The sequence below is a fragment of the Nostoc sp. ChiSLP03a genome (assembly GCF_034531215.2).
GTDB lineage: Bacteria > Cyanobacteriota > Cyanobacteriia > Cyanobacteriales > Nostocaceae > Nostoc.
The window spans coordinates 31,724-45,321 of sequence record NZ_JAVRBQ020000051.1; the positions used below are offsets into that span (position 1 = coordinate 31,724).

Sequence of the window (13,598 nt, forward strand, 5' to 3'; positions counted from 1 at the left end):
CAGTGTAAGTTCAAAATTTAGATTATCGGATACATCTGTTATACTTTTTTACATTCATTGATTAACGACTAAAGTTTTTATAGATTATTTTTATTTATGAACAACTTAAAGAAATGGAAGATTTTAAAATCAAAAATGGTTTTAGATAATCCTTGGTGTCAGGTAAGGCAAGATGAAATAGAATTATCAAATGGTAAAATTATAGATGATTATTTTGTCAGTATTAAGCCTGAAGTTGCGATGATTTTACCTATCACTAGTAATAGAGAAATTATTTTTGTCCGGCAATATAGACACGCCGTAGGTGAATTTTTCTTGGAACTGCCAGCAGGAAATTTCGACCCGACAAAAGAGAGTGCAGAAATAGCAGCAATTAGAGAACTGAGAGAAGAGACTGGTTATATTCCCCAAAAATTTAAAAAAATTGGAACTTTATACGATAAGCCGAGTAAAGATACCAATAAAATACATTTATTTTTAGCAGAAAATGCGAGTAAAGTTGGAGAGCAACAACTAGATATTACAGAAGATATTGAAGTCGTATTAATTCCTGTAGAATCAATTTTAGAGAAAATTATTCAGGGAGAAATTTCTGTAGCAGGTACTGTAGCGGCTCTTTTTTTAGGTTTAAATTTTATTACTTAATTAATAATCAATGTAGCTTTTTCCTGTTCTTTAAGAAAAATGCTTGAGGCGAATTATATTCTGAACCTTTTACAGCAACTTTTTTGGGCATTTTACTAGAGAATGACATTCAGAAAGTTTCCGTATAATGTCCGGATACGGTTGTTATTCAGAAAAATTATGGATATCAGCGAAGGATATACTGAAAACTTTATATATATCTGTAAGAATTTGGATAAATATACGGTAATTACTTGTATAAGATTTGGGTATGCTTAGGCTCAATAGACTGAAGGTTTTAAATCGAGAAAACCTATCCAACCAGCCGTTCTTAATATCTAAGTAGAAGTTATGCCCATAGACAGAGTAATTATTTCTCAATTGAATGCCCATACCTACCCTATAGGTTTTGATGGTGAAATGGCTCGAAAGCTGGCAGAGTTAACTCAGCAAGCATATAAGCAGTTTGATTTGTTTGAGCTTAAAAAGAAATCACCGAATCAACAATTACAGGATTTTAAGCTTAAGGAATTGTACCAGCTAGATACTGAATTTGCAGAAAAGGGCGTTCCCTTTGGATATGTTGCCTCTGAAGCTAATAATGACAATGTATATGTAATCTTCCGTGGCACTAGAGGCTTTGTTGAATGGTTCAAAGATGCGAATATTCAGCTTGTTTCCTTAAAAGATAGTACGGATAAAGCTGGTAATAAAGTAGATATTATTGCAGATGGGGTTGTGCAGAAAAATCAAAGTTCACTTATCATCCCTAATATTGATGATTTTGGGTTTGTAACAGCAGGCTTTAGAGGCATCTATGTAAGTCTACGGGAGAAACTCATTAATGCACTTAATCAAATTAGTCAAAAGTCGCCGAATGCTAAAGTCTTTGTCACAGGACATAGTTTAGGTGGCGCACTGGCAACATTAGCAATTCCCGATATTCTTAAAAACACTCATTTTACAAATCCTAACAACATTGAACTGTACACCTTTGCTAGCCCTCGGTGCGGAGACAGAAATTTTGCAATGAGTTTTGAGAAGTTGGGTGTTCGGCACTGGCGGATTGCCAACACAGAAGATATTGTCACTATGCTGCCATTTCCAACAGGAAACGTTTTAAAGCCAGCACCATTGGATACAAGATCAGAAGAAGAAAAACTGACAGCGGAGCTTGGAATTGGCGGAGTAGCTGGAGTGGACAAAAATCCGAATCCAATTTTTGGCTTCTTCAAAGCAATGTATGACAGAAATAAAAGAAGAATGCCAGACTATGTGCATACTGGTACACCCATTTACTTCACTATTCATGAAGCTGCCTTGGAGAAGCATCATAACCTAGACGAAGTATACATGCTTGGAATATCACAAACCACTCTGTAACTGCGAACGTGGTTAGCGAAGCTGTCGATAAAATTAAAGATAAGGTCACTGCGTTAGTGATTGAAATCTTGTACTACTTTAAGGCTCTGGTTCTAAAATAGATTGATTTGTTTAATCAGGAGCATTATGAAAACTGTTACTACCATCGCTGTTGCAATTGTTAGTGTTATTCATGTCGCCATTGCGATGGTAGAAATGTTTTTCTGGGAAACCCCCTTTATCTATGAAAGACTCGGATTTACCTCTGATATCGCGCATCAAGTCGCTCCAATTGTCAATAATGCAGGACTATACAATGCATTTATGGCGGCTGGTTTACTCTGGGGGGCTTTTAACCAAAACAGATCGATTCGGCTATTTTTCTTAGTTTGTGTTATCGTTGCTGGCCTTTATGGTGCAGTCACGTTAAAGCCTACAACGCTCGTACTTCAAACACTTCCAGCAACGATTGCTCTAATTCTTGTTTGGCAAGCACATTCTCAATTTAAACTGTAAAGCATCGTTAGAGTGGGTGAGCAGTGCCTAACAAAATGAAGTTAATTTTCAATAGGCTACAGTTATGAATTTAGCATCTAATGAATAAGCTGCTATCATTAGCACGGAGCGAGGACTTATAATTGCAGGCAGCCTCATTATTCTTTACGATGTGAATTTTTAGTTTTCTACCTTGCCCATTGCTGCAAGATGTAAGCATAAAAAGCCTCTTTATCTACCTTATCCATTGCATAAATTTTCCGACCACTAGGAACTACTTTAGTCCGCCCTTGACTAAGACCAGTGGTGATAATTTCTGTTTCCCATTCGCGCAATTGATAAAATTCTGGATGTCCCAGATAAGCTGTTGCCAACACATCCCAAAAATAATAATCTTGGGGGATAACTAGTGCATAACATTGTCCGGCTAAATCAGAGATGGGATAGTGGCGTTGTCGTGCCATTTTGTATACTAACTCCGATGTGACCGGGACATTGTTAGTCAAATCTAAAGGACAGATAATAATTTCAATTTGGGTTTGCCATACCCGTGCGGCTGAAACTGCATCCCAATAAACATTCCATTCGGCGGAACCGTCTTGTCCAGGTTCTAAACTTTTTTCTACATTGCCACCAACATTTAATGCACCGCCCATCCAAACAATTTTGTGAATCTTGGCTTCAATGTCTGGTGCTTTGTCCAAAGCCACTGCTACCGTCGTCAAAGGGCCAGTTACCATCAACGTTACGGGACTTGAGGCGTCGCGTAGCACCTGTATCATGAAATCTTGACCTGTTTCGGCAACCAATGGCGTAGTAATGGTTTCCCTTTGATTGAGAATGGGGAGATGGTCAACGATAAACGAATCACGGCGATAGAGAGTAGGAAATGGATTGATCCCGCGCACAGTGCTTTCTGCTACCGGGATATGAGAAAATCCCATCAAATCTATAATTTTACGTGTGGCGCTAACAGCCGGTTGAACGTAGCAATCTGCTGGAGTGACGACAACACCAAGGAGTTCAATACTATCCATCGTCAACAGCAGCATAGTTGCCAGATAATCATCTACACCGCCATCGTGATCCATTAATACTAGTTGTTTTGTCATAAAAGGAGAATTATATGGATGAGTTTATGGAAGTTGCAATTCAAGAAGCAAAACAAGGCAGACAAGAAGGGGGAATTCCTATTGGTTCGGTTCTTGTCAAGGATGGCAAAATTCTCGGCAGAGGACACAATAAACGCGTGCAAGATGCCGATCCCGTTACCCACGCCGAAATCGATTGTCTCCGCAATGCTGGAAGAGTTGGCAGTTATAGAGGGACAACACTCTATTCAACTTTAATGCCGTGTTACCTCTGCGCTGGGGCAGTGGTACAATTTGGCATTAAAAAAGTCATCGCTGGAGAATCTAGAACTTTTCCTGGTGCTAAAGAATTTATGGTATCTCACGGTGTGGACGTTATCGATCTTAATCTTGACGAATGCGAACAAATGATGAGTGAGTTTATTGAAACTAACCCCGAACTTTGGAATGAAGATATTGGTAAATAGTCATTTGTCATTTGTCATTTGTCATTTGGCATGGGACACAAGAGGCAGAGTAGACAGAAGTTCTAAAATGTTTGAATTTGGAATTTGGAATTTGGAATTTATTTCTCCTCTGCTTCCTACTACCCACTATCCACCTTTTAAGTAAGGATAGATATTTTAAAATTAGCCAGTAGCAAGAGTAATGTGATGCCAGGAAAAATCGCTGTGTTTCCTGTCTTGAAATAGACATTTAATTCCAGAAGGTATGGAATCAAATTTGAGAGCGAAACCCTAGATACAATTGAGCAAAACTATCATATCATGTCCGCGTAAGTAGTTATGATTTAGATAGCTATTGCACCTCTAAAATCATAGCGATCGCAATATCTGTCTGAAGTCCAAGAAATTAGAAAAATATTGATAATACTTAAGAAAGAAGCTACTAATTATTTTATATTACACAATAATTTTAGTTACTATAACTAGCTAAAATCTAAAAATGTGAAAATGGCAAATTTAACTGAATTTTCCTTATTTGCTCCTCGCAACAAAGGAGCAGCTTTAATTGGGTCTTTTTCAGATTGGAAAGAAATTCCGATGTCAAAAGGTGAAGATGGTTATTTTCGCACGAAAATCAAACTGGAAGATGGCGTTTATCAATATAAATTTCGCATTCAAACCAAAAGCCCAAATTTTGCACTTGATGAATGGATAGATATCATCGATCCTAAAGCGACAGATGTTGATGAAACAGAAAAATACGGCATAGTACGCATTCAAGATGGACAACGCATTGTTGATAATTACCTTTGGCAAAACAATGAAATACCGTTGCCTGATAACCGAGAATTAGTCATATATGAGATACACGTTGCCGATTTTACTGATGATGAAGTTGATTCTAACGAGCGAGGCAAATATTTAGGGATAATTGCTAAGTTAGATTATCTTTGCGAATTGGGAATTAATGCAATTGAATTAATGCCAGTTAATGAGTACCCTGGTGATTATAACTGGGGCTATAAAGTTCGCCACTTCTTTGCTACAGAATCTAGTTACGGTTCAACAGAAGATTTAAAGCGGTTGATTGACGAGTGTCATGGTAGAGGCATTCGCGTCTTTATGGATGGAATTTATAACCATACAGATGAAGAATGCCCTTTAATACTAATCGATCGAAATTACTGGTATTACGAACACAAACATTATCCTGAAGACCCAGATAATTACTGGGGGCCAGAGTTCAACTATGATAATTACGATAAAAATTTAAATATTAAACCTGCATGGGAATACATCGGCGATGTGGTAAAATTTTGGATTCAGGAGTATCACATTGATGGAATTCGCTTTGATGCAGTGCGGCAATTGGCTAACTTTGAATTTTTCAACTGGCTGACTAAGGAAGCGAAAAATTATGCTGCGCCCAAACAGTTTTACAACATTGCTGAACACATTCCCGATACAAACACTGTAGTCAAACCAAATGGGCCATTAGATGCTTGTTGGCATGAGAGTTTTCGCTACTTTCTAGTTCCATATATTTGTGGGAAATCATTTGAATTAGAACAACTCAAGCAGATTTTAGATCCCAAACAGCAGGGTTATGCGATCGCAACCAATGTAATTAATTATTTGGCAACCCACGATCGCGAACGTCTATTACGAGAATTAGGCAATTGTAGCATCTTTGACGCCGCCGCATTTGAACGAGCTAAGTTAGCTGCTGCTGTGTTAATGACAGCGATGGGTATACCGATGCTGTGGATGGGAGACGAGTTTGGCGAATATCAGCAAAAAAGCGAAGATGTGACTAAACCGCAAAAGATTAATTGGTCTTTATTGTCAAGCGACCAGAATCATGATTTATTTGAGTATTATCAAAAGTTGATTGCTCTACGCCAGCAAAATCCAGCTTTGCAAAGTGACAATATTAAGTTTTTCTACGAAAATGCAGCTGAGAAAGTGCTGGCTTACACCCGTTGGAATGAGCAGAATTCTCATGTCGTTGTCGTGGTAAATTTCTCCGACCAAAATATAAATCAATATAAAATTTCAGACTTTCCAACTGCTGAGTATTGGCGAGATTGGGTTAGCAATCAAGAAGTGAAATCTCAAGAGGATGGTTTAGTTACTGACTTACCAAGCTATACAGCTAAAATATTTGTTTCAAATTCACAGTAATGTAGTTTGTAGCTCGTTAATGCCTAAAGGTTGTAAATACATTGTCGCAAGCAGTGCGATCGCTCTACTTATTATTAAGCCATGCCTTGGTACAGTTGAAAATTTTGCTAATCTTCGCCAGGAAGCATATAGCGGGTAACTGAACCTTTATGCTCAATATTAACAGCGTATTGTGAGAGAAATTCAGTAGACCATCTCGGCTCGGATGCAGGTTGAACTCCAGGCTCATCACCAACCCAAGGAGGAGCCGGAGTATAGAAGTCTTTGCCGTCAAGTTGTCGAGAAAGCCACTCTACACCTTCATAGTGACAACGACCTGCTCCTAGAAAATCACCTTGCTTATCGAAAATTTCTATAAACCGACCGCTATTGTCCCATCCATCATCAACATATCCTTGTATTAGAAGAGCAAACGAATTCTCAGATTCAACAGGAATTTTTACCAAGTACAGATTGCTGAGGCTGTATTGAGAGTACCAAAGATGGCGATTATAAGTTTTAACTACAGACTGAGGAATATCTTGCTCAATTCTTTCAATCTCTACACAATTGAAAGCCATATCAGTAGATAGGGTTAATAGTTGAACACTTGCAATTCGACACGCAGGAAAAAAATTACAGAATGAGTCTGATAAATCGTAAAGTTTATTAAGTTCTGTTGAGTAAAATTGTCTAACTACAGACTTTCGGATATCTAAATTCATTCACTTTATACTTTCACGTACCACTAGCTTCAAAGTTTAATGAGATAACCCCGACTTCGCAATCACCTTTCGCGATCGTACCTGGTTTAAACCTTTACTGATAAAGCTTTTAAGTGATTAGATAAATTTGATTTATTAATTTTTTTCTTAATTACATCCAACTCTATACACACCTAATTAATAATATTTAGGTATTGATGACAATTAACGTCTTGAAAGACCAATCATCTACACTAATAACCCTTAACCCAAGCGTATTGTGACATAACACCATCTGCGAACAAGGCGTTGGGCAGTATTAACAGGAGGCTTTAATGGTAATTGTTGACAATTTGCGCTTTCCGTTGACGCTTTTCACAGCACTAGGCTGTGCGCTTGTGGCTGGCGTCTTCTTTGCCTTCTCGACTTTCGTGATGAATGCCCTTGCACGACTCCAACCAAAGGAGGGCATTATCGCTATGCAATCCATCAATATCACTGCGATCAATCCATTGTTCATGTTGGCACTCTTTGGAACGGCTATGGCTTGCATCTTTCTAGCGATTTCCTCGGTGTTAAAGTGGCATCAACCTGGTGCTGCCTATTTGCTTGTCGGTAGCCTCCTGTATCTGATTGGCACCGTTCTAGTGACGATCGCGTTTAATGTGCCGCTGAATGATGCCTTAGCGATCGCCAAACCGGATAGCACTGAAGGCGCGAACCTATGGGCTAAATATCTTACCAATTGGACGTTCTGGAACCACGTTCGGACAATAGCAGCACTTGCGGCAGCAGTTATACTCGGACTGTGCGATCGCACGGTGAAATAGAAATGATCGATATGTATGATACCCTTTGCTTGGCAAAATGAAGCTATATGAGTATTCAAGCAGCATACGATAATTGGTCAGCCACATACGATGCTGACGAAAATCTGACGCGCGATCTCGATCGAATCGTCACCAGAGAAACCTTGATGGATTTGAAGTGTAAATCAATCGTAGAAATTGGCTGTGGCACAGGTAAAAATACGCTTTTGCTTTCACAAATTGCTCTGAAAGTTTGTGCGATTGATTTTTCAGCACAGATGATCGAAAAGGCAAAAGAGAAAGTAAGGTCTGCGAATGTAGTGTTTATTACCGAAGACATTACCAAGCAATGGACTTGTGATAATGAGTCTGCCGATTTAGTTACTTGTAATCTTGTTTTAGAACACATCGAAGACCTCAGCTTGATATTTTCAGAAGCATCTCGTGTCTTAGTTAAAGGAGGATACTTTTTCATCTGTGAGCTTCATCCATTCAAGCAATATCAAGGAACAAAAGCTAATTTTCAAAGACAGCAAGAGTCCGTTGAGATTACGGCATTTGTGCATCATCTATCGGACTTTTTTAACACAGCGAAAGTTCATGGCTTCCAAATTGAAGACTTCAAAGAGTGGTGGCACGAACAAGATCAAAATAAACCACCCAGACTTGTATCAATCTTGTTGAAAAAGTGAAGACAATTTTGGTGCATTCAAATTTAGAGCAATTGTAGAGATACTTGCAAGAGTGATGGAAGATAAGCGATTAATTATGGAATTTCCAAAACAGGTAGAGAATATTTCTGTCAGCGCTGACAATACTTTAACATCAGAATTCTCAAAAAATATTCATCACTCATTAACACAGCGAGATCCTCAGTTTATTGAATCATTGATGCCTGTATGGTCATGGTTTTACCGTTATTACTTTCAAGTAAAAACTGATGGATGGCACCATATACCAACAACAGGAAAAGTACTACTGGTTGGCTCTCACAATGGGGGAATGGCTTCTCCAGATTTAATAATGATGATGTACGATTGGTTTTCGAGATTTGGAACCGAGCGTTTGGTGTATGGTCTAATGCACCCTTACGCTTGGAAAGTGAGTCCAGAAATAGCAGGATTAGCCCAGAAATTCGGAGCAATTGTTGCACATCCCAAAATGGCTAGTGCGGCTTTCGATCGGGGTGCTAGCGTTCTAGTATATCCTGGTGGACAATATGATATGTTTCGTCCTCATAGCCAACGCTATAAAATTCATTTTGCCGGTCATCAAGGCTTTGTCAAACTGGCTTTAAAACAAGAAGTTCCAATTATTCCTGTAATTTCGGTAGGCGCTCATGATAGCTTGATCGTCTTATGTGATTGCTATGATTTCGTCAAACAATTGCATCAGTGGGGATTGCCGTGGTTATATCAATTAGACCCTGGTGTTTTCCCAATTTACTTAGGTTTGCCTTGGGGCTTGTCTATTGGCCCTCTGCCAAATATTCCTTTACCTGTGCAAATTCACACTCGTATCTGTCATCCAATTATTTTTGAAAGATATGGTCAAGATGCAGCTAGAGATCGTAACTATGTGAATGCTTGTTATGAAATAGTTCAAAGTCAAATGCAGGAAGAGTTAAATAATTTGGTTAGAGATACTCAGAAATCTAGCTAAGTATGTCGGAGTAAAAATTTGTTTTGGTATAAGGTAGGGGGCAGGGGGAGAAAGAGTTTGAGCCTTATTTACTTTCCTTCACACAGTTTGGTTTTATTGCACAGACTTACTTAAAAGTTTTTTCCTTCCCCTTTTCTTCTTAATCGACATTCTTCTTGCCGTTCGTTGCCTTTAGCACTTGCTGGGCAAACTCGACATCCTGATGGTCAATTGCAGATTGTCAGGTATTTTTTATACATAACAACTATTATAAACATCAAACTCCTAGTTAAAAATGTAGCACTACTAATACTTAGCATTTTGTTTACAAAGTATTTGTTTTCCTAAGCTCGACTTTATCCAAAATTAAGAACTTATTCTCCTTATAGGGCAAAAACTCTAGCTTTTTGGCAAAAACTTTTTCCATGTCACTGATTCACAGTGAAATCGAAAAAGTAAAACTACCACCACATATAGGTTTCAGCAAAGCGCGATCGCGTTGCTAGAAAATAGATAAAGTCGAGCTAATACCCTATTATTCAATTAATTCTGTCCGACTACTTATTGTAGTATTTTCCAAACAATTAAGATACAAAATCTCAGCTTGAAAGCCGCATAAGGCTAAGATTCTCGATTTCTTTAAAGAAGTCGGGAATCTTGTTGTTTGCGAATAATTTAGAGTTGCTCTTTTCATGAGAAACAACAGAGGCTGCACTGTACGCGGGTTCTCAAATTTGAGGCAACTGCCGTTTAAAGCTCTGATTTTAGATTTTGATATTAGCTCTATTCTTATATAGCAACCCTATTTGATTTCTGAGAATTTGAGATTACTGTAATCATCTGTAATCCACTTTTAGCAAGGGTAACAGCGATTATCAGTGAGTAAATTTTCTTACATTCATTTAGGATTGCTATATATTTTGTAGTACATGTAATTAACTTTCAAAGAATTTTGTTTGTAAATTTAGCGTCTACTCTACTTTTAGTATCTCAATAGTTTATATAACCATATTACTATTTTTATTATTTCTACTTTTCTTACTTTTCTTACTTTACTTATCTTGCTTTTATTACTCTGAGTTTATCCATATATTAATAACATTTAAAAATGCTAGTCTTTAAAATTATTGCTCTGAACTTTACTATTTCTTCATAAAAGTTCCGTTCAAAAAAGTGTATTGTTTAAATATAGAGAAATTCCAACAAATAACCAATAATAAATGTCTTTAGATGTACTATTTTAGTACTTTCTAAAGACAAGGTTAACAAAAACTCAGCAGATACTCTTTTTTAAGTATCTAAATTATTTTGTTATCCATAATTATTGGTTAAGTAAAGAATTTCACTATCCAAATAATCATTTTGTACAAGGAAGTAATTTTATGTCAGTTGTAACACTTGAGAAAGAAACCCTCGTAGTAATGACAGAGTTAGCTGATGAAGAAATCAGTGGAGTTGTAGGCGGCGGAGACTATTTCAAAGCGAAAAAAGTAGATATCGATGTCGACAATAACAATGACGTTGACATCAAAAAGATAGGCAAAAACTCTAACGTAACGATAGTCCAGCAAAATGCTACCGCAATATCATTCAATGGAAATGCTACCGCTAAAAATGAGTACAGCGCCGACAAGGCGTGGGTGAGATATTAGTCCTGCTGATTATAGTGGGTACTAAGTTATTTCTTTAGTACACTCTGCATTGAGTTCTCAACTCACCAAAAGTCACTTTAACAGTTTGTATTGCCAAAAATTTCTCTATCATGATTTGTATCATCGCTACAAATCACTACAGCACTAAGCTAATAAGCATGCAACTTACACATTATTTCGTTAAGACCCTTATAAACCAGTAATCCTTTGCCAATTGCTACCAACAACTGACAAAGGATTAGAGACGACCTTTACGAATAAGTGTACATACATCTTATAACATAGTGGTCTGACTATTTCTGGCATCACAACTTACAACAACGTTACGCGAACATTGGCGGGTGTAAGCTGGATAATATGAAAGGTCAAAGGGTAAGCGACCATTCCTTATTATCCCTTACTTCTTACCTACCCGTCAATGTTTTCGTGTAAAGATTACAAAATTGTTACATTAACGGAAGTTAGTGTAATTTTTGGTTGAGTGACTGAAAGAATTTCGCTAGACCAAATTCATTTTGTAGATGGAAGGATTTGTTATGTCTAACATCACTCTTGAACAAGAAGAGCTTGCAGTTATGACAGAGTTGGATGACGAAAAAACAGTTGCCCTCGTAGGAGGAAGGCTTTGGGAACCACCAAAATTGGAATTACCAAAATGGAAACTACCAGCCCTACCATATCCTCCATCAGAAAAACCTTACGATGATGTTTCCATAAGCGTAAAGATTGGTGGTCTAAAGATTGGCCTTAATATTAAGGATCTACTTAATATTGAGATCGACATCTGAGCAAGGACAAATGATATAGCAGTCCTAAATGATACGTGAGAATAAATAAATCGAGGCTAGAAATGCTTGTAAAACAAGGATTTTTATCTCAGGATTTTCTCACGAATGATTCGGGATTACTATAGAAAGCGACGCTTACGGTTAAGTAGACCTTTCACGAGTTCTAGAACCTCTGTTTTATATTATGGTGTAAAGGTGTGATGGTGTACAAGGGATTGATTATTTTAGTTTAAATAAAGTATTTTCCCTAAACCTTTACACCCTTTTTTAAATGCTGTGAAAAGTTGGCTGAATTTCTCCTGAAGTTATGAGCTAAGGCTTCTTTGCTTATAATTAAATTCATGTCTAAAAAAATCAAAAATTTAAAAATATTTAATTTCTAATTTTCCGATTTCTCATAAGATGATATGATATATTAACTTCCATTTTTAAGTATTAATACTGTCAGATAAGCAAACAATTGTATTGCGTATTTTCTATTTAGACTGCAACTCCTAGCGATCGCAGCAGCAGTATTGTACTCACTCAAAACTGTTTTTTACTTTCATTCCCATAGAAATGGGGACGGTGTTCGGTGGTTAGGCAAAAAAGCGACCTGTTCCGCAAAGAAGCTTTAGAGCGTGCTTCTTCGCCTGAAGAACTAGATCAAATTATGCAGGTAGTCAGCCCGAAAAAGTGGCTACCTCTAGTTGCTGTTGGTTCGTTGGTGGCAACAGGGCTAACTTGGAGTTTTTTAGGTCGAATCCCAATTACAGTAACGGGTACTGGCATAATAGTATATCCCAGTACAATTACCTCATTCCAGTCACCGATCGCAGGTAAATTGCGAACAATCAACGTTCGGGTTGGGGACTTTGTAACTAGAGGAGATGTGTTGGCGACGCTAGACCAAAGCGAACTGATCAAACAGCTACAACTAGTACGCTCTAAATTAGAACAACTACAAACAGAAGATCGCGCTGCTAGCTTAGTGCAACTACAGCGGCAAAACGCAGACAAAGAAGCCATTAAACAGCAACGCTTATCTTTACAGCAAAACCTTCAGGCGGTACAGAAGCTCACCCCGATTTTAAGAGAGAAAGGGCTAAACTCGATTCAACGCGATCGCGCCAACCAAACCCAAACCTTACAAGCACTGCGGGATCTGTTGCCTACCTTCAAACAGAGATTGGACAACCGCCAGCAGCTATTGAAGCAGGGAGCAATTTCTGGCGATACAGTCCTACAGTCACAGCAAGACTACTTAAATGCTGTGACACAAATTAATGAAGCCGAATCGCAACTCAAGCAACTAGATGTCAAGGAAGCAGATGCACAACGACAATACCTAGAGAACTTGAACTCAATTAAAGATTTGCAAGCTCAGTTAAAACAACTAGATAGCAAACAGGCGACTGCGGCGCAACAAGATTTAGAAGCCCTAACCAACCGCAAAAAAGAAATTCAGGAAGTCCAGCGCAATATTGCTCAATTAGCACTGCAACTATCGAGCAACAGCTTAGTCAAGAGCAGTTACTCCGGACGAGTTTTAGAAATCTCGGCAAGTCCAGGACAAGTTGTTTTACAGGGTACACCCATAGGAGCGATCGCCGCCCAACAGCGATCGGCTCAACCTGTGAGTGTGGCGTTTTTTCCCGTTGGCGATGGCAAGCAAATTCAACCGGGGATGAAGTTACAAGTTACCCCTAGTACAGTGCAACGCGAACGTTTTGGTGGCATCATCGGTGCTGTCACAGAAGTTTCAGCTTTTCCCGTGACTAAAGAAGGTGCATTAAGTGTAGTAGGCAATTCCGAATTCGTAGAAGCTATTATGTCACAAGGGC

13 protein-coding genes are annotated in these 13,598 nt (G+C 38.2%); 11 read left to right on the plus strand and 2 right to left on the minus strand.

Annotated features, from left to right (window positions below):
- Positions 1-96 precede the first annotated feature (96 nt).
- From RMY32_RS08675 to RMY32_RS08685, 3 genes are all read left to right on the plus strand, one after another.
- A complete protein-coding gene (locus RMY32_RS08675; RefSeq protein ID WP_322713396.1) occupies positions 97-645 on the plus strand; it encodes an NUDIX hydrolase in 549 nt (182 codons plus the stop codon).
- A 330-nt stretch (positions 646-975) separates the two neighbouring features.
- A complete protein-coding gene (locus RMY32_RS08680; protein WP_322713397.1) occupies positions 976-2,007 on the plus strand; it encodes a lipase family protein in 1,032 nt (343 codons plus the stop codon).
- Positions 2,008-2,133: 126 nt separating this feature from the next.
- Positions 2,134-2,502 (plus strand): DUF1304 domain-containing protein, encoded by a 369-nt coding sequence (locus RMY32_RS08685; protein WP_322713398.1) that lies wholly within the window; start codon positions 2,134-2,136, stop codon positions 2,500-2,502.
- A 167-nt stretch (positions 2,503-2,669) separates the two neighbouring features.
- Here RMY32_RS08685 and RMY32_RS08690 read toward each other — a convergent pair whose 3' ends face one another.
- Complete coding sequence (locus RMY32_RS08690) at positions 2,670-3,593, minus strand: nucleoside hydrolase (protein WP_322713399.1); 924 nt, start codon at positions 3,591-3,593, stop codon at positions 2,670-2,672.
- A 14-nt stretch (positions 3,594-3,607) separates the two neighbouring features.
- Between RMY32_RS08690 and RMY32_RS08695 the strand changes: the two genes are divergently transcribed.
- Together RMY32_RS08695 and RMY32_RS08700 are read left to right on the plus strand one after the other, a co-directional pair.
- Entirely contained in the window at positions 3,608-4,039 is a 432-nt protein-coding gene (locus RMY32_RS08695) for a nucleoside deaminase (RefSeq protein ID WP_322713400.1), read from the plus strand.
- 486 nt (positions 4,040-4,525) lie between these two features.
- Positions 4,526-6,202 (plus strand): alpha-amylase family glycosyl hydrolase, encoded by a 1,677-nt coding sequence (locus RMY32_RS08700; protein WP_322713401.1) that lies wholly within the window; start codon positions 4,526-4,528, stop codon positions 6,200-6,202.
- A gap of 107 nt (positions 6,203-6,309) precedes the next feature.
- Here RMY32_RS08700 and RMY32_RS08705 read toward each other — a convergent pair whose 3' ends face one another.
- Positions 6,310-6,906, minus strand: coding sequence for a hypothetical protein (locus RMY32_RS08705; RefSeq protein ID WP_322713402.1), 597 nt, complete (start codon positions 6,904-6,906; stop codon positions 6,310-6,312).
- Positions 6,907-7,364: 458 nt separating this feature from the next.
- On the opposite strand from RMY32_RS08705, the gene RMY32_RS08710 reads away from it, so the two are divergent.
- From RMY32_RS08710 to RMY32_RS08735, 6 genes are all read left to right on the plus strand, one after another.
- Positions 7,365-7,715, plus strand: a complete 351-nt coding sequence (locus RMY32_RS08710) for a DUF1772 domain-containing protein (protein ID WP_322713403.1) — start codon at positions 7,365-7,367, stop codon at positions 7,713-7,715.
- 47 nt (positions 7,716-7,762) lie between these two features.
- Positions 7,763-8,386, plus strand: coding sequence for a class I SAM-dependent methyltransferase (locus tag RMY32_RS08715; protein WP_322713404.1), 624 nt, complete (start codon positions 7,763-7,765; stop codon positions 8,384-8,386).
- A gap of 76 nt (positions 8,387-8,462) precedes the next feature.
- A complete protein-coding gene (locus RMY32_RS08720) occupies positions 8,463-9,356 on the plus strand; it encodes a lysophospholipid acyltransferase family protein (RefSeq protein ID WP_322713405.1) in 894 nt (297 codons plus the stop codon).
- Positions 9,357-10,717: 1,361 nt separating this feature from the next.
- Positions 10,718-10,987, plus strand: a complete 270-nt coding sequence (locus RMY32_RS08725) for a hypothetical protein (protein ID WP_322666557.1) — start codon at positions 10,718-10,720, stop codon at positions 10,985-10,987.
- Between the two features lie 536 nt (positions 10,988-11,523).
- Positions 11,524-11,775, plus strand: coding sequence for a hypothetical protein (locus RMY32_RS08730; protein WP_322666556.1), 252 nt, complete (start codon positions 11,524-11,526; stop codon positions 11,773-11,775).
- A 574-nt stretch (positions 11,776-12,349) separates the two neighbouring features.
- Positions 12,350-13,598 (plus strand): NHLP bacteriocin system secretion protein (locus RMY32_RS08735; RefSeq protein WP_322713406.1); only part of this gene is annotated, 1,249 nt, incomplete at its 3' end.

Coding starts and splice junctions, on each gene's coding strand:
- RMY32_RS08700 (WP_322713401.1), top strand. CDS start 4,526: ATGGCAAATTTAACTGAATTTTCCTTATTTGCTCCTCGCAACAAAGGA.
- RMY32_RS08690 (WP_322713399.1), bottom strand. CDS start 3,593: ATGACAAAACAACTAGTATTAATGGATCACGATGGCGGTGTAGATGAT.
- RMY32_RS08705 (WP_322713402.1), bottom strand. CDS start 6,906: ATGAATTTAGATATCCGAAAGTCTGTAGTTAGACAATTTTACTCAACA.
- RMY32_RS08675 (WP_322713396.1), top strand. CDS start 97: ATGAACAACTTAAAGAAATGGAAGATTTTAAAATCAAAAATGGTTTTA.
- RMY32_RS08715 (WP_322713404.1), top strand. CDS start 7,763: ATGAGTATTCAAGCAGCATACGATAATTGGTCAGCCACATACGATGCT.
- RMY32_RS08685 (WP_322713398.1), top strand. CDS start 2,134: ATGAAAACTGTTACTACCATCGCTGTTGCAATTGTTAGTGTTATTCAT.
- RMY32_RS08680 (WP_322713397.1), top strand. CDS start 976: ATGCCCATAGACAGAGTAATTATTTCTCAATTGAATGCCCATACCTAC.
- RMY32_RS08725 (WP_322666557.1), top strand. CDS start 10,718: ATGTCAGTTGTAACACTTGAGAAAGAAACCCTCGTAGTAATGACAGAG.
- RMY32_RS08695 (WP_322713400.1), top strand. CDS start 3,608: ATGGATGAGTTTATGGAAGTTGCAATTCAAGAAGCAAAACAAGGCAGA.
- RMY32_RS08730 (WP_322666556.1), top strand. CDS start 11,524: ATGTCTAACATCACTCTTGAACAAGAAGAGCTTGCAGTTATGACAGAG.
- RMY32_RS08720 (WP_322713405.1), top strand. CDS start 8,463: ATGGAATTTCCAAAACAGGTAGAGAATATTTCTGTCAGCGCTGACAAT.
- RMY32_RS08710 (WP_322713403.1), top strand. CDS start 7,365: ATGCAATCCATCAATATCACTGCGATCAATCCATTGTTCATGTTGGCA.